This window comes from Mongoliimonas terrestris (assembly GCF_001927285.1).
Lineage (GTDB): Bacteria > Pseudomonadota > Alphaproteobacteria > Rhizobiales > Pleomorphomonadaceae > Chthonobacter > Chthonobacter terrestris.
This window is the reverse complement of sequence record NZ_MSIG01000003.1, coordinates 1-24,066: the sequence shown is the minus strand read 5'-3', so window position 1 is coordinate 24,066 and position 24,066 is coordinate 1. Positions and strand designations below refer to the sequence as shown.

20 protein-coding genes are annotated in these 24,066 nt (G+C 72.3%); 10 read left to right on the top strand and 10 right to left on the bottom strand.

The annotated features are described in order from the left end of the window. Positions 1-42: 42 nt before the first annotated feature. Positions 43-1,128, bottom strand: a complete 1,086-nt coding sequence (locus BUQ68_RS04745; protein ID WP_075214812.1) for a cobalt-precorrin-5B (C(1))-methyltransferase — start codon at positions 1,126-1,128, stop codon at positions 43-45. Positions 1,129-1,405: 277 nt separating this feature from the next. Between BUQ68_RS04745 and BUQ68_RS04740 the strand changes: the two genes are divergently transcribed. Continuing rightward, positions 1,406-2,740 carry a cobyrinic acid a,c-diamide synthase CobB gene (locus BUQ68_RS04740; protein ID WP_075214811.1) on the top strand — a complete coding sequence of 445 codons (1,335 nt, stop codon included), beginning with the start codon at positions 1,406-1,408 and terminating at the stop codon, positions 2,738-2,740. 553 nt (positions 2,741-3,293) lie between these two features. Here BUQ68_RS04740 and BUQ68_RS04735 read toward each other — a convergent pair. Beyond that, the gene (locus tag BUQ68_RS04735; protein WP_210215585.1) at positions 3,294-3,950 is read right to left on the bottom strand and encodes a response regulator transcription factor; all 657 of its coding nucleotides are present in this window, start codon (positions 3,948-3,950) and stop codon (positions 3,294-3,296) included. Beyond that, positions 3,947-5,974, bottom strand: coding sequence for a sensor histidine kinase (locus BUQ68_RS04730; RefSeq protein ID WP_210215584.1), 2,028 nt, complete (start codon positions 5,972-5,974; stop codon positions 3,947-3,949). The genes BUQ68_RS04735 and BUQ68_RS04730 overlap by 4 nt, the downstream gene beginning before the upstream one ends. A 153-nt stretch (positions 5,975-6,127) precedes the next feature. On the opposite strand from BUQ68_RS04730, the gene BUQ68_RS04725 reads away from it, so the two are divergent. From BUQ68_RS04725 to BUQ68_RS04700, 6 genes are all read left to right on the top strand, one after another. Beyond that, on the top strand, positions 6,128-7,144 hold the full coding sequence (locus BUQ68_RS04725; RefSeq protein WP_075214809.1) for a TRAP transporter substrate-binding protein: 1,017 nt from the start codon (positions 6,128-6,130) through the stop codon (positions 7,142-7,144). Between the two features lie 348 nt (positions 7,145-7,492). After that, a complete protein-coding gene (locus tag BUQ68_RS24160; protein WP_075214808.1) occupies positions 7,493-8,140 on the top strand; it encodes a TRAP transporter small permease in 648 nt (215 codons plus the stop codon). A 3-nt stretch (positions 8,141-8,143) separates the two neighbouring features. Continuing rightward, positions 8,144-9,469, top strand: coding sequence for a TRAP transporter large permease (locus BUQ68_RS04715; RefSeq protein ID WP_075214807.1), 1,326 nt, complete (start codon positions 8,144-8,146; stop codon positions 9,467-9,469). 240 nt (positions 9,470-9,709) lie between these two features. Beyond that, positions 9,710-10,960: an MFS transporter gene (locus BUQ68_RS04710; protein WP_075214806.1), complete on the top strand. Its 1,251-nt coding sequence runs from the start codon at positions 9,710-9,712 to the stop codon at positions 10,958-10,960. A 141-nt stretch (positions 10,961-11,101) separates the two neighbouring features. After that, positions 11,102-11,878 (top strand): Crp/Fnr family transcriptional regulator, encoded by a 777-nt coding sequence (locus BUQ68_RS04705; RefSeq protein WP_075214805.1) that lies wholly within the window; start codon positions 11,102-11,104, stop codon positions 11,876-11,878. A 92-nt stretch (positions 11,879-11,970) separates the two neighbouring features. Further along, the gene (locus BUQ68_RS04700; RefSeq protein WP_075214804.1) at positions 11,971-13,149 is read left to right on the top strand and encodes an HWE histidine kinase domain-containing protein; all 1,179 of its coding nucleotides are present in this window, start codon (positions 11,971-11,973) and stop codon (positions 13,147-13,149) included. A 32-nt stretch (positions 13,150-13,181) separates the two neighbouring features. Here the strand turns inward: BUQ68_RS04700 and BUQ68_RS04695 are convergent, their stop codons facing one another. The 4 genes from BUQ68_RS04695 to BUQ68_RS24155 form a co-directional block, all read right to left on the bottom strand. Next, complete coding sequence (locus BUQ68_RS04695; protein ID WP_083656336.1) at positions 13,182-14,087, bottom strand: endonuclease/exonuclease/phosphatase family protein; 906 nt, start codon at positions 14,085-14,087, stop codon at positions 13,182-13,184. Between the two features lie 407 nt (positions 14,088-14,494). Beyond that, positions 14,495-15,655, bottom strand: a complete 1,161-nt coding sequence (locus tag BUQ68_RS04690; protein WP_083656294.1) for a hypothetical protein — start codon at positions 15,653-15,655, stop codon at positions 14,495-14,497. A 154-nt stretch (positions 15,656-15,809) separates the two neighbouring features. Continuing rightward, complete coding sequence (locus BUQ68_RS04685; RefSeq protein ID WP_083656335.1) at positions 15,810-16,118, bottom strand: hypothetical protein; 309 nt, start codon at positions 16,116-16,118, stop codon at positions 15,810-15,812. 172 nt (positions 16,119-16,290) lie between these two features. After that, positions 16,291-16,470, bottom strand: a complete 180-nt coding sequence (locus tag BUQ68_RS24155) for a hypothetical protein (RefSeq protein ID WP_075214802.1) — start codon at positions 16,468-16,470, stop codon at positions 16,291-16,293. 213 nt (positions 16,471-16,683) lie between these two features. Between BUQ68_RS24155 and BUQ68_RS04675 the strand changes: the two genes are divergently transcribed. Together BUQ68_RS04675 and BUQ68_RS04670 are read left to right on the top strand one after the other, a co-directional pair. Then, a complete protein-coding gene (locus tag BUQ68_RS04675; RefSeq protein WP_075214801.1) occupies positions 16,684-17,811 on the top strand; it encodes a lytic transglycosylase domain-containing protein in 1,128 nt (375 codons plus the stop codon). Between the two features lie 326 nt (positions 17,812-18,137). Next, on the top strand, positions 18,138-18,965 hold the full coding sequence (locus tag BUQ68_RS04670) for a LysR family transcriptional regulator (RefSeq protein WP_083656292.1): 828 nt from the start codon (positions 18,138-18,140) through the stop codon (positions 18,963-18,965). A gap of 25 nt (positions 18,966-18,990) precedes the next feature. On the opposite strand, the gene BUQ68_RS04665 is transcribed toward BUQ68_RS04670, so the two are convergent. Beyond that, positions 18,991-20,487, bottom strand: a complete 1,497-nt coding sequence (locus BUQ68_RS04665; protein ID WP_075214799.1) for a multicopper oxidase family protein — start codon at positions 20,485-20,487, stop codon at positions 18,991-18,993. Positions 20,488-20,973: 486 nt separating this feature from the next. Between BUQ68_RS04665 and BUQ68_RS04660 the strand changes: the two genes are divergently transcribed. After that, on the top strand, positions 20,974-21,705 hold the full coding sequence (locus tag BUQ68_RS04660; RefSeq protein WP_075214798.1) for a copper homeostasis protein CutC: 732 nt from the start codon (positions 20,974-20,976) through the stop codon (positions 21,703-21,705). A gap of 97 nt (positions 21,706-21,802) precedes the next feature. Here the strand turns inward: BUQ68_RS04660 and BUQ68_RS04655 are convergent, their stop codons facing one another. Together BUQ68_RS04655 and BUQ68_RS04650 are read right to left on the bottom strand one after the other, a co-directional pair. After that, positions 21,803-22,900, bottom strand: coding sequence for a YihY/virulence factor BrkB family protein (locus BUQ68_RS04655; RefSeq protein WP_083656291.1), 1,098 nt, complete (start codon positions 22,898-22,900; stop codon positions 21,803-21,805). A gap of 191 nt (positions 22,901-23,091) precedes the next feature. After that, entirely contained in the window at positions 23,092-23,934 is an 843-nt protein-coding gene (locus tag BUQ68_RS04650) for a metallophosphoesterase family protein (protein ID WP_075214797.1), read from the bottom strand. Positions 23,935-24,066: the final 132 nt, after the last annotated feature.

The following is a 24,066-nucleotide window of genomic DNA, read 5'->3' as shown; positions in this document are numbered from 1 at the left end:
CGATTCTCTGTTTTAGCCAGACGCGGCCCTCATCCCCCCCCCTCACCTTCTCCCCACCACCCCACCCCCTCGATCAAACACCACCACCTCCACCCGCTCCGCTCCGCCCCCCACCGCCCCCACGGCCGTCCGCCACGCCCACTCCGCCACCACGTCCGCCACCTTCACCCCCCGCTTCTCCGCCTCCACCAGCACCTCGTTCGCCGCGTTCGCCCCCGGCACCCAGCCGGCGAACGCCTCCTCCCCCCCGGCCTCGCGCACCCGGTCGGCGAGCCAGGCCATGTCCACGGGGCCGGCGCGGGAGTGGAGGTCGATCATGCCTTGGCCGAGCTTCACCATCTTGGCGAAGCCGCCCGCGATGGTGACGGTCGGCACCGGGTGGCGGCGGATGTATTTCAGCATGCCGCCGACGAAGTCGCCCATCTCGATCAGCGCCGTCTCCGGCAGGTCCAGGAGGCGCTGCACCGCCGCCTCGGAGGTGGTGCCGGTGGCGCCCGCGATGTGGGTGAGGCCGGCGGCGCGGGCCACGTCGATGCCCCGGTGGATGGAGTGGATCCAGGCGGCGCAGCTGAACGGGATCACGATGCCGGTGGTGCCGAGCACCGAGAGCCCGCCGACGATGCCGAGCCGGCCGTTCAGCGTGCTCAAGGCGATGATCTCGCCGCCCGGGATGGATATGGTCACGGTCGCGTCCGCCGGCCCGCCCACCTCGCCACGCGCTTCGGCGAGGGCGAGGCGGATCATCTCGCGCGGCACCGGATTGATGGCGGGCTCGCCGGGCGGGATGGGCAGGCCCGGCTTCGTCACCGTGCCGACGCCCGGCCCGGCCCGGAAGCGGATCCCGGCGCCCGCAGGCGCCGGCCCGACCGTCACCCAGAGCATCGCCCCGTGGGTGGCGTCCGGGTCGTCGCCCGCGTCCTTGATCACCCCGGCGGAGGCGCCCTCCGCATGGTGCTCCGTGCGGGCGAGCGCGAAGGCGGGCGTCTGGCCGCCCGGCAGCGTCACCGTCACCGGGTCGGGGAAGTCGCCCGTCACCCAGCCGACGAAGGCCGCCTTGGCGGCGGCGGTCGCGCAGGTGCCGGTGGTCCAGCCGCGGCGAAGGGTCCTCGGATCGGGCATCTCGTCCATGGGACGAGTGATAGCGCAGCCGCGCCGGATCGTCATGCGGCCGGTTGGCCGGAGACCAAGCTTGCAAGTCCCGACCTGGCGGGATTTGCAGGCGCAGGCAAGCCCGAACGGGCGCCGGCCGGTCAGGCCGTAACGAGCGTGGAGTCCGGACGCGTCCGGACTCCACGCGCCGCATGCAAGATCCGGCTGCCGCTTGCCAGCAGCCCCGCCGCCCGCCATGGTCGCCCCCGATCCCGCATCCCAGACCCTCAAAGCGCAGAAGCCCCGTCCGCCGCCGATGACCGCGCCCCGCCTCGCCCCCGGCCTGATGATCGCCGCGCCGAAGTCCGGCTCGGGCAAGACCACCGTCACGCTCGGCCTGCAGCGGGCGCTCGCCCGGCGCGGCCTCGTCGTGCGGGGCCTCAAATCCGGGCCGGACTATATCGACCCCGCCTTCCACGCCGCCGCCACCGGCGCGCCCTCGTCCAACCTCGACACCTTCGCCATGCCGCCGGCCCTCGTCTCGGCGCTCGCCGCCGAGGCCGCCACGGGGGCGGACCTCGTCGTCGCGGAGGGCTCCATGGGCCTCTTCGACGGGGTCGGCGACACGCCCGGCCGCACCGGCGCCAGCGCCGACGCGGCGGTCGCCCTCGGCTGGCCGGTGGTGCTGGTCATCGACGTCTCCGGCCAGGCCCAGTCGGCGGCCGCCGTCGCCCTCGGCTGCGCGCGCTACGACGACCGGCTGACGGTCGCCGGCGTCATCCTCAACAAGGTGGCGAGCGAGCGCCACCGCCGCCTCGTGGAGGCCGGCATGGCGCGGATCGGCATGCCGGTGTTCGGCGCCCTCTCCAAGGCGACCGGCCTCATCCTGCCGGAGCGCCACCTCGGCCTCGTCCAGGCCGGCGAGACCGCCGACCTCGCCGCCCGGCTCGACGCCCTCGCCGAGGCGGTCGCCGCCGCGGTGGACCTCGACGCCCTGGTGGCCGCCGCCCGCCCCACCCGCGCCGTTTCGCCGGCCGCGCCGCTGGTGCCCTTGCCGCCGCCGGGCGGGCGCATCGCGATCGCCCGCGACGACGCCTTCAGCTTCGTCTATCCGCACGTGGAGGCCGGCTGGCGGGCGGCGGGCGCCTCGCTCCACCCCTTCTCGCCGCTCGCCGACGAGGCGCCCGACGAGACCGCCGACGCGCTCTGGCTCCCCGGCGGCTATCCGGAGCTCCACGCCGGCCGCCTCGCCGCCGCGTCCCGCTTCCTCGACGGCGTCCGCCGCTTCGCCGAAACCCGGCCGGTGCACGGCGAGTGCGGCGGCTACATGGTGCTCGGCGAGACGCTGGAGGACGAGGCCGGCACGACCCACCCCATGCTCGGCCTCCTGCCCGTCGCCACCAGCTACGCCCGCCGCAAGCTCCACCTCGGCTACCGGGTTGCAACCCTTACCGCCGACACCCCCCTCGGCCCCGCCGGCAGCGTCCTCACCGGCCACGAATTCCACTACGCCAGCGTCACCAGCCCGGCCCCCACGCCAGGAGAGGCCTTCGCCACCGTCACCGACGCCCACGGCAGCCCCCCCACCCCCACCGGCCACCGCCAAGCCCACACCACCGGCACCTTCTTCCACGCCATCGCCAGGGGGTGAGGTGAGGGGCGGCGGGTGCGCGGGACGGCGCGTGTGAGGAACGGCCGGTCGCGGATCTGGGGCAGCCGGTTGCCAGATGCGAGGCAGCCGGTTGCGGGATGCGAGGCAGCCGGTTGCCGGATGCGAGGCACACGGTCGCGGGATGCGGGGCAGCCGGATGCGAGGCAGCCGGTCGCCGGACGGTCGCCCCACCGATCACCCCCACCACGATCGTCATGGTCCGGTTCAGCCGGACCACCCACGCTTTTCCCAACTCCAACCGACGGAATGCGTGGCTGGTCCGCCTGAAGCGGACCATGACGAGGAAGGGGCGTGAACGAGGCGGCGCCAGCGCCTCCGTCCCTACCAATTCTCCGCCCGTTGTCCCGCCCACGTCACCCCTTCCCCGTCATCCCGGCGAACGCCGGGATCCAACCGTCGGTGGCATCAACCGCGCCGGTGCGATATTCGCGACGTCGGCTGGATCCCGACGTCCGTCGGGATGACGGCGGCGCACCGGTTCGGCTGGCGCGCCCCTTCGGGCACCTCCTATCCGGCAACATCCCCCACCCCGTCACCCCCCTCCCCTTCGCCCCAATCCCCCCATCACGTTCGCCAGATCCACCGCGTTCCGCGCGCCCATCTTCTCCAGCACGCGCGCCCGGTGCACCTCCACCGTCCGCATGGTCACGCCGAGGGCGTCGGCGATCTGCTTGTTGAGGCGGCCGTCGAGCATCAGGTCCATCACCTCGCGCTCGCGCTGGGTGAGGCTGGCGATCCGCCCTTCCACCGCGCTCCGCGAGCGGTCGGCGGCGCGCGCCGCAAGGGCCTCGGCCACGGCCTTGATCACCGTGTCGACGAGCACGTTGTCGTTGAAGGGCTTCTCCACGAAGTCGAAGGCGCCCTTCTTCAGGGCCTCCACGGCGATCGGCACGTCCGCATGGCCGGTGAGGAAGACCACCGGGGCGCTGCTGCCGGCCGCCCGCAGGCGGTCGAAGGTGGCAAGGCCGCCGAGGCCGTCCATGCGCACGTCGAGCACAACGCAGGCCGCCGCCTCGGGCCCGTCGCCGGCCAGGAAGGCCTCGCCGCTCTCCCAGCCCACGGTGGCGATCCCGCGCGAGCGGAACAGGAAGGCGAGGCTGTCGCGGATCGCCGGATCGTCGTCCACCACGTGGACCACCGCGTCGGCCTGGAGCGGCCCGCCTTCCCCCTCGCGTGCCTCCCCGCTCACTGGCCCGCCCCCGCCGCCGCCGGAACCGGCACCGCGGCGGCGGCGCCCGCCGGCCCGGCCCCGCCCGCATCAACCGCCGCCGGCAGCGTCACGGTGAAAACCGTCCCGCCGCCCGGCCGCGGCGCGTGGGCAAGCCGGCCCTTGTGCAGCTCCACGATCGACCGGCAGATGTTGAGCCCCATCCCCATGCCCTCCGGCTTGGTGGAGACGAAGGCGTCGAACAGCCGCCCGGCCACCGCTCCGTCGATGCCGCAGCCCCGGTCCGCCACCGTGATCGCCACCTCGGCGCCCTGGCGCCGGGCCGTCACCGTCAGCACCCGGTCGGAGAGGCCCGCCATCGCCTCGGCGCCGTTGCGCACGAGGTTGAGGAGCACCTGTTCCAGGAGGATGCGGTCGGCGGTCACCGGCGGCAGGTCCGGCCCCACGTCCACCTCCAGCCGCACCCCGGCGGCGGCGAGGTCGTTGGCCGAGAAGGCGACGCTGTCCTCCACCACGTCGGCCACCAGCACGGCGCCGAACCTCGGCTCGCGCTTGCGCACGAAATCCTGGATGCGGCGGATGATCCGCCCCGCCCGGTCTGCCTGCACGGAGAGCTTCTCCAGCGCGCCGGCCACCTCCGCCGTCTCGAAGCGGCCGCTCCGCAGCATGTTGAGCGAGCCGGCCGCGTAGGACGCGATGGCGGCGAGCGGCTGGTTCAGCTCGTGGGCGAGCGTGGAGGCCATCTCGCCGAGGGTGATCAGGCGGCCGGTGCGCTGCAGGCTCTCCGCCTGCCGGCGGGCGAGATCGGCCGCGGCCTTGGTGTCCGTCACATCGATGATGGAGCCCATCCAGCCGCGCGTCACCCCGTCGGCGTCGATAAGCGGGGCCTCGTAGAGGAGCGCGTCGACGATCCGCCCGTCGGCGCGGCGGAACCGCGTCTCCCAGCTCTTGGCCTTCTTCTCGCCCTTGATCTGGGCGTCGTGGCGGGCGCGCGTCTCCTCGATCTCGTCGGGCAGCCAATAGGGCATGGGCGGCGCGGCGCCGATCAGCTCCGCCTCGGCAAAGCCCACCATGCGGCAGAAGGCCGGGTTCACGTAGATGATCCGCCCGTCGAGGTCGCGCGCCCGCATGCCGATGGTCAGGCTGTCCTCCATGGCGCGGCGGAAGGCCGTCTCGTCGCGAAGCTGGCTCTCCACCCGGCGGCGGCGCGCCACGTGCCGCTGCAGGGCCACGAGCGAGACCACCGCGAAGGCGGCGAGCGCCACGATGGCGGCCGTCAGGAGCGTCGGCCCGCCCGTCCCCGTCGGCCGGTAGGGCGCGATGGCCAGCGCCGTGCCGCGGATCGGCGGGTCGAACGCGATCTGGTGGACGAGCGTGGCATGCAGCGGCTCCACCCGGGCCTTCTCGGCGAGCACGGCGCCGCCGCTGTCGACGAGGCGCACCGCGTACTTCTCGCCGATCCACCAGGGCACGTGGCGGGTCATCAGGGCGGTCAGCGAAACCGTCGCCACCAGGGCGCCCGGCCCGTCCGGCCCCGGCACCGCGGCCGCCAGATCCACCACCAGCGTGCCGTCCGCCATCCGGCGCATGTCGCCATAGACCGGCCGGGCGGAGAAGCGGGCGAGCGCCTTCGCCCGGGCGATCGCCGGCGGCACCGCGTCCGCGGCAAGCGCCGGCAGGGCGAAGCGCGGCGTGCCGTCCGCCCCCATGAGGGCGATGGCAATCACCTCCGGGTTGTTCACGACGAAGAGCCGCGCCCGGTCGCTGAGCGCCGCCGCGTCCACCGCCGGGCTGCCGGCGTCGAGGGCGAGGCGGGCGATGGTGTCCTCGTCTGTGGAAAGCTGGAAGCGCAGCGTCTGCTCCACCCAGAGCGCGTCGCTGATCAAGGTGGTGCGCGCGGTCTCCCGCTCGTCCGCGGCCGTCACCATCAGGAGGAGGCCGACGAGCGCCACCAGGAGCACGATGGCGGCCACCGGCATGGCGGAAAGCGCCACGTCCGTCCAACGGCGTCCGCCGCCGGGGCCGGTCTCCTCGCGTGCGCTCACGCCGATCCCTCCTCCCGTCGGCGCCAGGGTGTTGACCGCCTGGTTCGCCGGTTTCGGATATCCACAATAGCGGATGGCCGGGGCCGGGAGCTAGAGGTTCACCATGGCCCGGAGAGGAGAGAGCTCCAGGGCTTCAACGGGAGGAGATCCGCCATGACCGTCACCCGCCGCGCCGCCGCGCGCCTCGCCGGCGCCTGCACCCTCGCGCTCGCCCTCGGCCTTTCGGCCGGCCTTGCCGCCGCCGAGGAGATCGTCATCAAGTTCAGCCACGTGGTGTCGCCGGACACGCCGAAGGGCAAGGGCGCCGAGAAGTTCAAGGCGCTCGCCGAGACCTACACCGACGGCAAGGTGAAGGTGGAGGTCTACCCGAACTCCCAGCTCTACAAGGACAAGGAGGAGCTGGAGGCGCTCCAGCTCGGCGCCGTCCAGATGCTGGCGCCCTCGCTCGCCAAGTTCGGTCCGCTCGGCGTCAAGGAATTCGAGGCGTTCGACCTGCCCTTCCTGTTCCCGTCCTACGACGCGCTCCACAAGGTGACCAACGGTCCCGTCGGCAAGGAGATGCTCGCCCTCCTGGAGGCCAAGGGCATCACCGGCCTCGCCTTCTGGGACAACGGCTTCAAGATCATGTCGGCGAACGCCCCGCTCGCCACCCCGGACGACTTTCTCGGCCTGAAGATGCGCATCCAGTCCTCCAAGGTGCTGGAGGCCCAGATGAGCGCGCTCGGCGCCGTGCCCCAGGTGATGGCCTTCTCGGAGGTCTACCAGGCCCTGCAGACCGGCGTCGTCGACGGCACCGAGAACCCGCCGTCCAACATGTACACCCAGAAGATGCACGAGGTGCAGAGCAACGCCACGCTCTCCAACCACGGCTACCTCGGCTACGCGGTGATCGTGAACAAGAAGTTCTGGGACGGCCTGCCCGACGACGTCCGCGCCGGCCTCGACAAGGCCATGGCCGAGGCGACCGACTACGCCAACTCGATCGCCCGGGACGAGAACGAGAAGGCGCTACAGGCCATGAAGGACAGCGACAAGACCACCTTCGTGGAGCTCGGCCCCGACGACCGCGCCGCCTGGATGGAGGTGCTACTGCCGGTCCACGACGAGATGGCCGAACGCATCGGCGCCGATCTCATCAAGAAGATCCAGGCCGAGACCGGCGTGAACTGAGGCGCAGGAGGGGGCACGCGCACGCCCACCCTCAGCCGTTCACGCAGCCACCTGCCCGATCGGCCACCCACCCTCATTCGATCGGCTAACCACCCCCACCTGATCGGCCACCCACCCCCGCCCCGACCCTCCCCCGCAAGGGGGAGGGAGCCCGTCGGCGCGGGCCGATGGGACGCGCCCAACCCGGCCGTCGCAAAGCCACCGCCCCCTCCCCCTCCACCACGCGCCCCTTCCCCCCCTTGCGGGGGAGGGTCGGGGTGGGGGTCGCCGGCCCCACGCACCACCCCCCGCCGGCCCCCCCCCCCCCCCCCCCTCTTCACCCCCCACACCCCGAGGAGCCCACCCGCCATGCTCCGCGCCCTCGACCGCCTGGAAGAGATCCTCATCGCCTCGCTCATCGCGGTCGCGACGCTGATCATCTTCGTCGCCGTCGCCCATCGCTATTCGCTCGGCCTCATCGCCGACGTGGTGGGCTTCGCCCGCGCCAACGACATCGCCTGGCTCAGCGCCGCCAGCCGGTCCGCCTATTTCGGGCTCCGCTCGGTCAACCTCGTGTGGGCGCAGGAGCTCTGCATCATCCTGTTCGTCTGGATGGCGAAGTTCGGCGCCGCCTACGGGGTGCGCACCGGCATCCACGTAGGCATCGACGTGCTGATCAACAAAATGCCCGCGCGTCGGCGCAACGTGTTCATCCTGTTCGGCCTTCTTTCGGGCGCCCTCTTCACCGGCATCATCGGCTCGCTCGGCGCCAACTTCGTCTTCCACATGGCCCAGACGTCCGCCATCTCGCCGGACCTTGAGGTGCCCATGTGGATCGTCTACCTGGCCATCCCGCTCGGCAGCTATCTGATGTGCTTCCGCTTCCTGCAGGTGGCGCTCGCCTTCTTCCGCACCGGCGAACTGCCCCACCACGACCACGGCCACGTGGACGGCGTCGACGAAGATACGGCCGCTTCGGCCATCGTCCGCTCGCCGCTCACCCCGAAGGAGGTCTGAGCCATGAACGCCACCCTCATCTTCGGCGGCCTCATCGGCCTCATGCTCACCGGCATGCCGATCTCCATCGCGCTCGGCCTGACGGTGCTGGTCTTCCTCTTCACCATGACGGCGGTGCCGATCGACACGGTGGCGCTGAAGCTCTTCACCGGCATCGAGAAGTTCGAGATCATGGCGATCCCGTTCTTCATCCTCGCCGGCAACTTCCTCACCCACGGCGGCGTCGCCCGGCGGATGATCAACTTCGCCACCTCCATGGTCGGCCACTGGTACGGCGGCCTCGGACTTGCCGGCGTCATCGCCTGCGCGCTCTTTGCGGCCGTGTCGGGCTCCTCGCCCGCCACCGTGGTGGCGATCGGCTCCATCCTCCTGCCCGCCATGGTGCGCCAGGGCTTTCCCCCGCGCTTCGGCGCCGGCGTCATCACCACCTCCGGGGCGCTCGGCATCCTCATCCCGCCGTCCATCGTCATGGTGATGTACGCCGTCGCCACCTCGGGCATGCAGGTGACCGGACCGGACGGCGAGGTCGTGTCCTCCGCCTCCGTCGGCCAGCTCTTCATGGCCGGCGTGGTGCCGGGCCTGATGCTCGCCACCCTCCTCGGCGTCACCACCTGGTACAGGGCCTGGCGCAACGACTATCCGCGCCTGCCCCGCGCCAGCTTCGCCGAACGGTGGCAGGCCTTCCGCAAGGCGGTCTGGGGCCTTCTCCTCATCGTCATCGTCATCGGCGGCATCTACTCGGGCGTCTTCACGCCCACCGAGGCGGCGGCCATGAGCGCGGTCTACGCCTTCGTCATCGCGGTCTTCGTCTACCGCGACATGCGGCTCGCCGACGTGCCGAAGGTGCTGCTCTCCTCGGCCAACATGTCGGCCATGCTCCTCTACATCATCACCAACGCGGTGCTGTTCTCCTTCCTGATGACGCACGAGAACATCCCGCAGGCGCTCGGCGAGTGGATGGTGTCGACGGGCCTTTCCTGGTGGATGTTCCTCATCGCGGTGAACATCATCCTGCTCGCCGCCGGCAACTTCATGGAGCCGTCGTCCATCGTGCTCATCATGGCGCCGATCCTCTTTCCCGTGGCGGTGAAGCTCGGCATCGACCCGGTGCACTTCGGCATCATGATCGTGGTCAACATGGAGGTGGGCATGTGCCATCCGCCCGTCGGCCTCAACCTCTACGTGGCCTCGGGCATCACCAAGATGGGCATCACCGAACTCACCATCGCGGTCATGCCCTGGCTAATGACCATGCTGGGCTTCCTCATCCTGGTCACCTACGTGCCGGAGATCTCGCTCTTCCTGCCGCGCCTCCTCGGCATGATGTAGCCCGACGAACCGCCCCCCGCCGCCTTCGCCGCCCGCCGGATCCGTTCGGCGGGCGGCTTCGTTTCCGGCCTGCCGCGGCAGGCGGCGCCGGTCCGGCTCCCCCGCCGCGGCTTGATCCGGCCGTCCGGCCCCCGTATAGGAGATCGCCTATCGCTTGGGCAGGTTGCCCACCCCCACGGCACGATCGCTCCCGCCTCGGGCCAGCGCCTCGGCCGTCGCCCTGGATCGCAGTTCCCCGACATGACCGCCGCGCCGTCCGCACCGCCCGCCCCCGCGTCGTCGCCGGCACGCGCGCCCCTCGGCCGCGGGGCGATGCTGCTTCTCGGCGCCAGCCTGGTGCTCGTCGCCTTCAACCTTCGGCCGATCTTCCCGTCGCTCTCCGCCGTGTTGCCGGACGCCACCCGCGACCTTGGCCTCTCGGCCCTCTTCACCAGCCTCATCACCACCTTGCCGGTGCTCGCCATGGGGGTGTTCGCGCCCTTCGTGCCCTGGCTCGCCCGCCGGCTCGGCGCCGAGCGCACCGTCATGCTGGCGATGACGCTGGTCGCCGTCGGCACCGCGCTTCGCGGCCACGGCAGCGCGTCCGGCCTGATGGTCGGCTCCATCGTCACCGGCGCGGCCGTGGCGGCCGGCAACGTGCTCCTGCCGAGCCTCGTCAAGCGCGACTTCCCGGCTTCGGCGGCGCTGATGACCGGCCTCTACACCATGGCGCTCTGCGGCGGCGCCGCGCTTGCCGCCGGCGTCACCGTGCCGGTGGAGAAGGCGGCCGGCGGCTCCTGGCGCGTCGCCCTCGCGGTCTGGGCGCTGCCGGCGCTCCTCGTCGCCGCCCTCTGGGTGGTCCAGCAGCCGCGGAACGCCCCCGTCCGCGCCGCCCCGTCGGCCGTCGGGCGGCGGCGGATCTGGCGCGGGCTCCTCCGCGATCCGCTCGCCTGGCAGGTCACGCTCTTCATGGGGCTGCAGTCGGCGCTCGCCTACATCGTGTTCGGCTGGCTGGCGCCCATGCTGCGCGCCCGCGGCCTCTCCGGCGTCGACGCCGGCCTCGTCGTCTCGGTCTGCGTGCTCGCCCAGACCGTGTCCTGCCTCGCCGCGCCGGGGCTCGCCGTCCGCGGCCGCGACCAGCGGCTGATCTCCGTCGTCATCGTGGCCTTCGCGGTCGCCGGCCTCTACGGCTGCTTCTACGGGCCGCTCTGGAGCGTCTGGGGCTTCGCCATCCTCCAGGGCATGGGCCAGGGCAGCCTGATCGCCGTCGCCCTCACGGTCATCGTGCTCCGCGCGCCCGACACGCTGGTGGCGGCCGAACTCTCCAGCATGGCCCAGTCGGTCGGCTACAGCCTCGCCGCCGCGGGCCCGCTCCTTGCCGGCCTCCTCAACGGCTGGACCGGCAGCTTCACCGGCACCGCCGTGCTCGTCGGCGTGCTCGGCCTCGCCTGCGCCGCCGCCGGCCTCGGCGCCGGCCGCGCCCGCCTCGTCCGGGCCGATCCGCTCTCCTGAGCGGCCGTGCGGGTCGGCTGAAATGGTTCCGCATTTCGCGTCCCGTATGTATGCTGGTAGACACACGACCCCGAACACCCGTGTTAGACAAGTCCTCATGCATGCCGGTACTGTTATATGTCCGGGTGCAGGGGGCGAGCGATGACGCTGGTTGCGGCCAATGACGTGTTTCAACAATCCCGGTTCCGAAACGGCCTTCTGGATGCCCTGAAGCAGCCCGACGCGGAGCTTCTCGGCTCCGTCGCCGAGCGCGTTTCGCTTGCGCGCGGCCACGTGCTGTTCGAGCCCGGCGACAGCGTCACGGTCGTCCATTTTCCGTGCGGCCCCACCATCGCGGCGCTGATCGTCACCATGGAGAACGGCGACGCGGTGGAGACCGCCACCATCGGCCGGGAGGGCGCCATCGGCGGCATCGTCAGCCAGGGCCACCTGCCGGCCTTCGCCCGCGGCGTGGTGCAGGTGGCCGGTCCCGCCATCCGCATCGAGACCGCGCGCCTGCAGGACCTGAAGTCCCGCTCGGTCGCCGTCCGCAACCTGTTCGCCCGCTACGCCGACTGCCTGCTCGCCCAGATTCTCCAGTCGGTCGCCTGCAACGCGCTCCACCCCATGGAGGGCCGCTGCGCCCGCTGGCTCCTGTCGCTGCACGACCGCATCGGCGCCGACGACCTGCCCGTCACCCAGCAGACCCTCGCCGAGATGCTCGGCGTCCAGCGCACCTACCTGTCGCGGGTGCTCGGCGCCCTCTCCCGGCGCGGACTGGTGCGCGCCGGCCGCGGCACCATCCAGGTGCTGAGTCGGGAAGGCCTGGAGCGCGCCTCCTGCGAGTGCTACGCCGCCGTCCGCCTCCACTATGAGGGCGTGCTCGGCGGCATCTACCCGACCATTCCCGCCGAAGCCGAGGCGGAGGCCGGTCGTTGACCTGCCCCGTCCTCCATCACCCCGCCACCCGCGCCGCTTCGGCCGACGGGACGGGCCGGCCCATCCGTCGATCACGAAAGCCCGCACGTCCGATGATCCCCCAGTCGACCGAACAGCAGGACCCGGAGACCCGGCCCGCCGTCGAGACCCCGCCGGAGGCCCTTCTCGCCGTGGAGATGGAACGGCTGATGCGGCTTGCCGGCGCGTCCGGCGTCAGCCTCCGGTTCGACGACCGGCCCGACCTCGTGGCGGGCCGCCACCCACAACCAGACGCGGAGCCGGTCCCGGCGCCCCGCCCCGAGGGCGACGGTCCGGATCTCGCCCTCCTCATCGACACCATCCCGCACATCGCCTGGGCGGCCGATCCCAACGGCGGCATCACCTTCATGAACGCCCGCTTCCGCGACTATCTCGGCGGCGATCCGCGCGAGGGCTACGGCGCCCACTGGCAGGCCATGATCCACCCGGACGACCGGGCCGTCACCGCCGCCGCGTGGAGCGCGGCCCTCAGCGCCGGGACGGACCACTTCATCGAGCACCGGATCCGCACCCGCGACGGCAGCTACCGCTGGTTCGCCTCGCGCGGCATCCCGGTGCGCGACGCCGCCGGAACGGTCGTCGCCTGGTACGGCACCGCCACCGACATCGAGGACGAGAAGCGCACCGCCGAGGCGGTCGCCCTTCTCAGCCGCGAGCTCGTCCACCGGATCAAGAACATCTTCGCCGTCGTCTCCAGCCTGGTGCGCTTCACCTTCCGCGGCAACGCCGCGGCCCGCGACGGGGTGGAGGTGCTGCAGGAGCGGCTGGCGGCGCTCAGCCGCGCCCACGACTCGGTCCGCCCGCAGACCGCCACCAGCCGGCCGGAGGCGGAGCTCCAGGCCCTCGTCCGCGCGCTCTTGTCGCCCTACCGCGGTCCCGGCGACGACCGCCTGACCGTCTCCGGCGACGACATCGCCATCGGCCCGCGCACCGCCGCCTCGCTCGCCCTGGTGCTCCACGAGCAGGCCACCAACGCGGTGAAGTACGGCGCCCTGTCGGCGCCCGCCGGCCGCGTCGCCGTCACTGTCGCGGTCGATGCCGACAGCATCCGCCTCACCTGGACCGAGACCGGCGGCCCCGCCGTTGCCGGCCCGCCGACGCGGCGCGGCTTCGGCACCGATCTCGCCGCCCGCAGCGTCGCCGACCAGCTTTCCGGCCAAATGGTCTACGACTGGCGGCCGGAGGGCCTCGCCCTAGAAATCCACGTGCCCCGAAGCGCCACCCTCGGCTAGCGCGCCCTCTCGGCTGACGCCAACCGCAGCCGTCAGGCCGTCTCCACGTCGGCGGACGGGGCGGCGTCCGGCGATGGCGCGATCGGCAGCGGCACGGTGAGGTTGACGAGCGCCCGCACCGGCAGGTGATCGGAGGCCACCCGGGCGAGCGCGCTGTGGTGCACCACCGTTGTCTCCACCGTTCCCTGCGGCCAGCCGAGGATGCGGTCGAGGGCGAAGATCGGCCGGCGCGAGGGAAAGCTCGGCTGGCTGTGGAGCGCGGGTCCGAACAGCGGCTCCAGGGCGGCGAGCGGCGAGTCCGGCCGGCCCGGCCGCCACTCGTTGAAGTCGCCCATCAGGATGGTGGGCATCGGGTCGCCCCGGTCGATCGCCTGCACGAGCGCCGCCGTCTGCTGCCGGCGGGACTGGCGGAGCAGCCCCAGATGGGCCGCCACCACGCGCAGCTGCCCGCCCGGCAGGTCCAGCTCGGTCATCACGGCGCCGCGCGGCTCCGCGCACGGCAGCGTCAGGCGGCGGATCCGCATGGGCGTGCCGGCGCGCACGAAGATGGCGTTGCCGTGCCAGCCGTGGCTCGCCGGCCGCTCCGCCACCGGCACGAGGGCGAGGCCCGTCTCCCGTTCGATCCGCGCGATGTCCAGGAGCCCCTGGCGCAGCCCCAGCCGCCGGTCCGCCTCCTGCAGGGCGAGCACGTCCGCGTCCAGCTCACGGATCACCGCCAGGATACGCTCCGGGTCGAACTTGCCGTCCGTGCCGACGCACTTGTGGATGTTGTAGGACGCCGCCACCAGCCGGCCGGCCCGCGCCTCGCCGTCCGGGAAGAGCATCTCGGCGGCGGCTTTCGGCAGCACGCTGTCGAGGAGTTGGGCGATGCGCCGGCGGCGGCCCGGCTGCCTCAGGCTGGCGAAGACGGTTCGCAGCCTCCGGCGTCTCTCGGTCATCGGCACCCTCTCGTCGTCGGATCGGCGGCGCGGCGGCAGGTTCGGCCGCACGTGCCGTTCGCGTACCGAAGATCGGCCGCAAGGGCAACCACCGGCGCACTGGAACGCCAACGCGGACACCGGCCCGGCCGTTCACCACCCGCTTCGCCGTGAACGGCGGCGCACGAAAAAAGACCGCCCCGTTGCCGGAGCGGTCGATGCAGGCCGGGTCTTGCCGCCGGGCGAGCCGGAACGGCGAGCGGGACTGCCGTCAGTCGATGTGCGGTCTGGCCGTCGTGGCGCGGCTCGGAGGAAAGCCCGGCGCCTAGGGAGACGAGACGGAGACGACGATGGATTTGCCCCCCACCGCCAAAGCCAGAAGAGCACGAATGGGCGCGCGCCTGAAGTGCGGGCGAACCCTCTCGCCATTAAGGGGAAATGGAGTGAAACAAAAGCGAACCTGAACCGCTCGCCCCGGTGCGCTCCCGTGCGCTTTTCCGTGCGGACCGGCGGATCGGCGGCAACAGGCGGGCGAGCGTTCGGCCCGTCGCCGCCGACGCCGCCGCGAGCGCATAGGCCCAGCCGAGGGCAGCCGCCAGCCAGCCGAGCAGAAGGTCCAGGCTCCGCGTCAGCACCAGCGCCGACCGGCCTAGAAGCTTCATCACCGCCCGGGTGCCGTCGCCGAAGCGGTCGGAGAGCACCGCCGCCTTGGCAAGGTCCGTGGCGTTCGTCGCGTGGTGGAGCGCGTCGGCGACCGCCTTCGGCCCCGCCCGCCCGTGCACCCGCGCCACGTCGCGCCCGACGGCGATCAGCGGCGCCGCGCCGTCGCCCCGCGCCAGCGCCTTCAGGGCCGCCCCGTCCGTCGTGGACGCGACCCGCCGGGCGAGCGCCGGGTCCACCGCCCGGCGGGCGAGCCGGGCGAGGTCGGCGGCAAGCCCCGCCGACAAGCGCCCCGCCCGCGCGGCGGTCTTCAGCACGGTCAGCCCCGCCCGCGCCGGGGCCGCGGCCCCGAGCGACGTCCAGGTGGCGCCGGTCACCGCGAGCCCGGCAACCGAGAGGCCCACCACCAGCGTGTCCGTCTCCTCGCCGGAGAGCGCCTTCAGGCCTTCGCGCGAGAGGTCCCGCACGTCGCCGACGCCGACGAGGTCGCCCGCCACCGCGCCGGCCAGCCCCGCCATGTCGTCGATCTCGCCCGTGGCGAACCCCGTCGCGAAGGCCCCGGCGGCGGCCAGCCAGCCGCCGGCCGTCGCCGCCTGCACCCTGGCCCGGCGGGCGGTGTCGACCGGAATGCCGCGCTCGTCGGCCAGGGCCACGAAGCTCGCCGCCAGGTCGCCGTCCTCGGCCGCAAGCGCCGCGTCGATCTCGGTCGCGACGCGCGCGGCAAGCGCGCCCCCGTCCCGGTCGATCGCCTCCAGCTCAAGATCCGTAAGGCGCGCCGGGTCGTCCCGCGCCGCCAGGAAGCGGCCGGCGGCGACGGCGCCCGGAAGCACCGATCCGGCCGTGGAGAGCAGCATGGCGAAGGCGGCGACGAGCGCCACCAGCCGGCCGGCCCGCGACAGGCGGAACAGAAGAGGGCGTCGACCGGTCAATCGTTTCTGGACCTCGTCCGAAGAGCGGACGGCCCCACCGGCCGGCCATCACACGCGACCGCGTGGAGCCCGAGTGTCCGGCCCGATTGCGGCCGAGTTGCGTCGCGCTCCACGCCGGCCCGGGTGCCCTGGTCGGGCGCTTTCCCGCCCCGGATCAGAAGGTCATTTCGGGCGCGTAGAGGCAGATGGTCTTCGTCTCGTCCAGGCCGCCGACCGAGCAGCGGTGGAAATCGCCGTCGCGCGAGTGGCGCACCAGCGCGTAAGGGATGACCTCGCCCGTCCTGGCGATGCGCCAGCCGACGCGGGTCGCCTGCACCTCTTCGGCCGAGACCGGCCGACAGTCCATGCTGCTGCAGCAGACCATGTCGTAGGTCCACCCGCCGGGGGCCTGGTGGGCGACGGCGGACGGGACGAAGGCTTGAGCCGCAAGGCCGATCGCAAGACCGCAGGCAAGACGCATCATGGCGTTCTCCTTGAAGATCCCCACCGGAGCCGCCCGACCGCCGCTCGCCCATCAACTCCTTCTCAAGGCGAAGGATCCGTTTCGCCGGCCGAAATAATGAAAGCCCCGCGACGGGGATCCGTCGCGGGGCTGAAAAGGGCGTCCGATCGGCGCGTACGAGCCGGGTCGGATGTCACATCACGCCGGGCACGCCCGGCACCAGGGTGCCCGGCACCAGGCCCGGCAAGGGATCCGGCAGGTCGCTTTCCGGCTCGCTGTCGATCACCTTCTGGCGTTCCACGTCGGAGGGATCCTCCGGCATTTTTTCGGTGCCCGGATTGGTGGGCTTGGGGGTCGGCAGTTCGGTCGGCATCTGGGCACTCCCGGTTGGCCGTCACGGTCTCAAAAAGGTCAACCGACCCGGGACCGGAGGGTTCCGATCCACCCCGATCCGGAGAGGCGCTCCGCCCTGACCCTCCACCCTCCACCCTCCAAAGCGCTCTTGCCCGCCGCGGCGAAGAATGCGACATCCACGAAAGTCCAGCGGCGGCGCACCGGCCGCCCCGCCGTCTCCGGAGGTGCCGCCTTGGCCTGGCATCGCGCCCGCCCCGCCGTTTCCGCTCCCGCCGTCGCCGTCTTCCTCGCCCTTGCCCTTGCCGCCATCCCCGCCCCGCCGGCCCTTGCCCGGGACGAGACGGTGCACGAGGCGATCTGCCGGCTGATCGAGGACGCCGCGCGCACCCACGATCTGCCCGTCCGCTTCTTCACCCGGCTGATCTGGCGCGAGAGCAGCTTCCGCCGCACGGTCACCAGCCGCGCCGGTGCCCAGGGCATCGCCCAGTTCATGCCCGGCACGGCGGCGGAGCGCGGACTTGCCGACCCGTTCGACCCGGAACAGGCGATCCCGGCCTCCGCCGCGCTCCTCGACGATCTCCGCGACCGGTTCGGCAACCTCGGGCTCGCTGCCGCCGGCTACAACGCCGGGCCGCGCCGGGTGGAGCGCTGGCAGGCGGGCGAGGCCGGCCTGCCGTTCGAGACGGAGGCCTACGTGCGCTTCGTCACCGGCCACGACGCCGACGCCTTCCTTGCCGGCGATCCCATCCGCTTTCCGCCCGCCGCGCCGCTGCCGACGCCCCGCCCGGCCGCGACGGCCGCCCCCGAAACGCCCCCGGCCGACCTGCCGGCCGTCGAAATGCCGTCTCCCGACATATCGGTCGCCGAATTACCAACCGTCGAACCACCGGGCGCGGACACGCCGCCCCCCGCCGAAGCCCCCGCCGTCGCGGCATCCGCCCCCACCCCGGCCGACGTCGCCTCTCCGGCCGATGTCGCCGATGCCACGACGCCCCCCGCCCCGGCGCCCACCGTGGTCGCCACCCTCGCCGATCAGCCGTGCCTGACGGTCGTCGCGTCGATCCGCACGGAGGTGCCGTCGTCGGAGGGCCTCTACGACGGGCCGATGGCGCCCTGGGGCGTGCAGCTTGCCGGCAACTATTCCAAGACCCGCGTGCTCGCCAGCTTCGCCCGGCTGCAGTCCCGCCACGCCCGCGTCCTTGCCGACTTTCAGCCGCTGGTCATCGGCACCCGCGTCGGCGGGCGCGGCCCGCGCCGATTCTACCGGGTGCGCATCCCAATGGAGACCCGCAAGGAGGCCAACGCCCTTTGCCGCCGCCTGCGCGTTGACGGCGGCAGCTGCCTCGTCCAGCGCAACTGAGGGCAGCGACGCTGACCCGGCTAAGGCCTGCGACATGGTGTCCTCCCTCATGTGGGGCGGCCCGAAACCGCACGTTGGATGACCCCGTCCGGACTCGCGGGACGCCGCAATTCCGCCCTGTGGACAATGAATGCCGGATGCGCAGGAGCGGGTCTGGACCATTGGTAATTAATGATGTTGGGTGTACTATATTATCGTAGTGAACAGCATTTTCTGGTATGGCCATTCATAGAGTTGCGGATGGGTCGGCGGTAGGGATAACGTTCCCTCATCGCCGGTGGGGGCGGTATGGATCCGGGTCGCGCGGCGGCGCGAAAGGATGACGCATGTCCCCGCATCAACAGAACAACTGGCTGATGGCGACGGGAGCGAAGATGTCTATGCGGATCCGGGACATTGAAATCATAGTCCGCATTTCGGAGACGGGGAGCTTTTCCAAGACCGCCGACATGCTCGGCATCTCGCAGCCGGCCGTGTCGCTGGCCGTCAAGCGCGCCGAGGAGGAGATCAACGCCCGCATCTTCGACCGCTCCGGCTCCAGCGTCACCGTGACGCCGGCCGGCATGCAGATCGTCAAGTCCTTCACCAAGATGCTGGAGATCTACACAGAGGTCCAGATCACCTCGGTGGCGGCGAGCAAGATCAAGATCGGCATCTCGCCCCTCCTCAGCGGCCGCGACGTCACGCGCTTTCTGCAGACGGCGCTCTCGGAGGAGCCGGCGACCTTCGACATCGAGTTCCTGGACAGCCGCGAGATCGCCCTTCGCACCGACTTCGACATCCGCATCGTCATCCCGGCCCTGCGCCGCCGATCCTCCCTCTACATCGACTTCCCGGCCCGCTGGATCGGTACCGACAACGGCACCTTCATATACTCCAAGCAGGAGTCGGCGGTCTGGGAGCGGGCCAAGTACGTGCTGATCGAGCACGGCTTCCGGGTCGACAACGTGATCGAGGTGAACGACTGCGGCTACGCCTACCACATGGCCACCTCCGGCGCGGGCTTCACCCCGTGCGTGCTCACCCAGGAGAACGGCTTCACCGCCCACACCCTGGACCACTACCCGGTGCTGCCCAACTTCCGGCTCGACATCTTCTCGACGCCCGAGCTCGCCATGCGCCTGCGCAACTCGCTGATCGGCGGCAACCTCTAGCCAAGCGGCCGCATCCCGCGCCGGCTCACGCCACCCTCAGATAGCCCATCATGCCGGTCTCCTGGTGCTCGATCAGGTGGCAGTGGACCATCCAGTCGCCCGGATTGTCCGCGACGAACGCCACCTCCACTCGCTCCTTCGGATAGACCAGCACCGTGTCGGCGTGGTGCACCGGCAGCGGCCGGTCGTTGGAGCCGATGACCGTGAACGTGTGCCCGTGGATGTGGATCGGGTGGATGTGCCGCGTGGTGTTGACGAGCTCCACCACATAGCTGCCGCCCCGCCGCAGCACCGCCAGCGGCGGCGGCAGGCGGTTGTGGCCGTCGGCCGGCCAGGCCGCTTTGTTGATCGCCCAGAAGGTGCGGTCGGAGAGGCAGAGGTCGTCCGGCCCCGGCAGCCCCCCGACACCGCCTTCCATACCCCCGGCGGCGGCGAGCGCCGCCCCCACCGCCTGCCCGGTCGCCGTGGTGGAGAGCGCGAAGGTCAGCCGCTCGGCCGCCAACAGGTCCGGCACGGCGATCGCCGCCCGGCGGAGCGGTGCCGGCGAGAAGGCCGTCAGGCGCTTGCGTTCACCCGCCGCCGTCAGCGTGGCGAGCGTCTTCGGCGTCGCCGGCCGCCAGTCCACCACCGTCGCCACCCCGCCGTCCGCCGGCGTGCGCACCACGAGGTCGAGCCGCATGGCCGGCCCCATCACCCAGCTCGTCAGCGGAAACGGCGGCACCGCGATCCCGTCCACCGCCACCACCGCCGCCTCGGCGCCTTCCACGCCGACCGCCATGACGCGGCTTGCATCCAGATTGTAGACCCGCACCCGCACGTCCGCCCCGGCCGGCACGGTGGCGGCGGCCACATCCGCCCCGTTGGTGCTCCGCACGGTGCCGAACGAGCCCGCCGCGCTGGCGCCCCGGTCGGTGAGGAAGGGCAGGAAGCCGCCGTCCGCGCCGATCCGCCAGTCGCGCACGGCGAGCACCACCTCCCCGTCATAGGGCTCCGTCTCGTCGCCCTCCACGATCAGGAGGCCGGCAAGGCCCCGGCCGAGCTGCTCCACCGTGTTGCAGTGGGTGTGGAAGAAGAAGCTGCCCGTGTCCGGCGGCACGAAGTCGTAGGTGTGGCTCTCCCCCACCACCGTTGGCGGCTGGGTGAGGTAGGGCACCCCGTCCTCCCGGTTCGGCAGGCGGATGCCGTGCCAGTGGATGGACGTGTGCTCGCCCGCCCGCGGCAGACGGTTCTGGAGCCGCGTCACCAGCCGGTCGCCGAGGCGCATGCGCACCACCGGCAGCGGGTCGGCGTCGGAGAAGGTCCAGAGCGGCAGCGTCCGGCCGCCGAAGCAGGGCAGCGCCGTCGGCCGCTCGGCGGCGACGAGGTCGAGCGCCACGGTGGCGCGACCCTCCGGCACCGCCGCGGGGCCGAGCGTCTCGGCGAAGGCCGGGTCGCGGCCGGCGCGCGACGGAGCGACCCGGCCGGCCACGGCCATGGCCGCGAGGCCGCCCGCGCCGGCGATGAGGCGCCTGCGGGTGATCATGAGCGTCGTCCTTTCAACCTCCGGCGACCGGGCGCGGCGGATGGGCGTCCTCGGCTCGCGGCGCTGGCTGGACGAGCCCTTTCTTCAGCAGACGCGGCGCCGCGCGTCAATGTCGCAGCGTTGCGGATGCCCGGGGTCGCAGCCCTTCCGGCCGCCCGGCGTCGCCGCCCTGCGATCGCGCCGCGCCGCGCGCTCGCCTCGCCCGTTTCCGCCGCGCTCTCCCCGCCCCCAAGGCGGCGCCCGCGGCCATGCTGCGGCAAACGCCGGATCGGCATCGGCAAAGGCTCATCGTTTTTTCGTAACAATTGTCGGATGTAAGAGAGCGACGGCTGGGGCGGAGCCGAGATCTGCGTTCGTGGTATGGCAGCTTCCCGGCCCGCCCTCTTGCCTTTCGGAACCGTTCCGACGGAGAAGCATCGGCTCTTCGAAACACGGCCGCGGGGCCCGGTCCCGCGCCACCGGTCGGCCTCACATCATGGCGTGGCGATGAGCATCATTCTGGAAGTCTGTGTCAGCGATCTCTCCGGCCTCGACGCCGCGGTGGCGGGCGGCGCCGACCGGGTCGAACTGACGAGCGCGCTGGAGCTCGGCGGCCTGACGCCGAGCATCGGCTTCATGCGCCTCGCCGCCGGCGCCGGCATCCCCTTCCACGCCATCATGCGGCCGCGCTCCGGCGACTTCGTCTACACGCCCCGCTGCCTCGACATCATCCGCCACGACATCGACGCGGCCCGCGCCGCCGGGGCGGCCGGCGTGGTGATCGGCGCCAGCCGGCCGGACGGGCGGCTGGACGAGAAGGCGCTGGAACAGCTGGTGGCGGCCGCCAAGGGCCTCACCGTGGTGCTGCACCGGGCGTTCGATCTGGCGCCGGATCCGTTGGAGGCGGTGGAGATCGTCGCCGGCCTCGGCATCGACCGGGTGCTCACCTCCGGGGGCACGCTGGCGGCGCTCGACGGGGCCGAGACCATCGCGTTGGTGCGCGAGGCGGCCCGCGACCGCTTCGCCGTCATGGCGGGCGGCGGCGTCCGGGCCGACACGGTGATCGAACTGATCCGCCGCACCGGCGTCACCGAGATCCACGCCTCCTGCTCGCTGCCGTCGGCCGCCGCCGACCCGCGCGTGACGGCGCTCGGCTGGGGTCCGCCCCTGATGCGGCGCACCGACCGCGCCACCGTGGAGGCCATGCGCCACAAGCTCTGCGCCCAAGCCCTCGTCTGACCACGGCCCCGCATCCCGGACAGGTTCCGGTCGGCGCGACCCGCCCCCCGACCGAGCGCGCAAAGGCCGGACGAATCCGCCCGCCACGCACCCGCCTTCAGGTCTGCGGCGCCCCGACCGTGTCGGCCATCACAGCCCCGCGCTTGCCGATCGGCGCCGGCGCTCCCGTGGTGGTGTCGCGGGCGGTCTGGTGCTCCAGCTCGGCGTTGAGCTCGGCGCCGACCAGCACCACCACGGCCGAGAGCCACAGCCAGGTCATGAAGGCGATCACCGCCCCGAGCGAGCCGTAGGTCTCGTTGTAGGAGGCGAAATTCGTCGCGTAGAAGGAAAAGCCCACCGAGACGATCACGAAGAGCACGGTGGCGAGCACCGATCCCCAGCTGATCCAGCGCCACTTGGGCGTCGCCCGCGACGGCCCGTAGCGGTAGAGGAGCGCGATGGCGAAGCCGACGATCAGGAGCAGGATGGGCCAGCGGCCGTAGCGCAGCACCATCTCGGTCACGAGCCCGAGCCCCACCGCGTCGAGGAGCGGCGGCAGCACCACCAGGACGCCGATGCAGGCGATGAGGAAGAGCACCGCCCCGAGCGTGGCGGCGAGCGTCATCAGCGTCAGGCGCACGAAGGAGCGCGTCTCCCGCTCCTCGTAGGCCACGTTGAGCGCGTCGAACATGGCCTTCATGCCGGCGTTGGCGCTCCACAGCGCCACCGCGAGGCCGAACAGGAAACCGAAGCCGAGGGCGCCGCTGTCGTTGGACGCCAGCCGCTCCATCTGCCCGCCGATGATCTCCATGCCGGCCGCCGGCAGCACGCCGGAGAGCTGGGCGAGGTGCTGGTTGATGGTCGCGGGGTCGAACACCAGGCCGTAGAGCGAGATGAAGGCGGCGAGAAACGGGAAGATGGCCAGGAGCCCGTAGAAGGCGACGCCGGCGCCCACCGCCACCACCCGGTCGTTGTTGATCTCCGCCCAGGTGCGCCGGAGCACGTCCGACCAGCCCGCCTTCGGCAGGTCGGACGGCCGCTCCGCCCCGCGCCCCCGTCCGTCGCGAAGCGCCGTGCCGGTGTCCGCCGCGTGGTTGGATCCGGGCGGCACCGGCGGATGGTCCGTCCGGCCCGTGGAGACGCCGCTGGCCCGTCGGCGCCCGCCGGTCGCCTGCCAGGCGAGCCCGACCGCGACCGCGACCGCTACCAGGTCCATCACCCCGCGCCGCCCAGGCGGGGAAAGGCCCGCTCCGTTGCCCGCCGATCCGATCCCACCCTCAACGCCCCGATCCGTCATGCCCCGGCTCCTCGCATCCGTTCAGACCCGGACCAATGCCGGACCGCGCCGATAGGTTTCGCAAGCACCCGCCGGCAGGCGTCCCTCGGCACGCCCCTCGACGCGGCCCGTCACGCCATGGCGCGGAGCTGCTGCGTGGTGTCCGGGTCCACCGTGATGGCGTCGTCGAAGCCGGTGCCGGTCCACACCCGCGCGCGGATCATCGGCTTGCCGTCTTCGATCTGGATGCGCTGGTAGGCGTTCGGCTCGTCGCGAAGCCGCGTGGAGGTCGCCGAGGCGGTCTGCACCACGACGAGCGGCGCGTCGCCTGCGGCGCGCGGCGCGGCGCGGCGCGGATCGACCGCCGCCGGCTCCACCACCCTCAGATAGCCCCGGTGCAGATGCCCGGCGAGCGCCAGCCGCACCCCGTGGCGCTCGAACATGCGCATGGCCTCGTCGGAGCGGCCCACCACGCGGGTGTCCGGCGCATAGGGCGGCGGCAGGAAGGGGTGGTGGCCGACGACGATCTTGAACTTGTGGTCCGGCACCCGGGCGAGCCGCCGCGCCGTGCGGACGATCTGGTCCTCGCTGATGCGCCCGTGCGACCAGTCGAACTCCAGCGCCACCCGCCGGGCCGTGTTGATGCCGATGACGAAGATCTCGTCGTCCTCGAACACCGGCTCCACCTCCCGGTGGATGTAGCGCCGGTAGCGCCGCCACGGGTCGAAGAAACGCTGGAACAGGTGGTGGAAGGAGATGTCGTGGTTGCCCGGCACCGCGAACCAGGGCGCCTGAAGCCGCCCCACGAAGGCCTTGGCGTCGCAGAACTCGCGCTTCTTCGCCCGCTGGGTGAAGTCGCCGCTGATGATCACGAGGTCGGGCGCAAAGGCGTTCAGGTCGTCGACCAACGCCTCCACCACCCGGTCGTCGACCCGGCCGAAGTGGAGATCGGAAATGTGGGCGATGGTGCGCATCGACGGTCCTTGCCAACGGTCCCGCCGCCCGCCGGCGAGCCCTCCCGTCAACCCGCCCGTCACCGCCCGGGTTCCCGGCTTCCCCGGCGCAAGGGAACCGCCCGTGTCGCACGACCGACGCCGCCCCCTCCT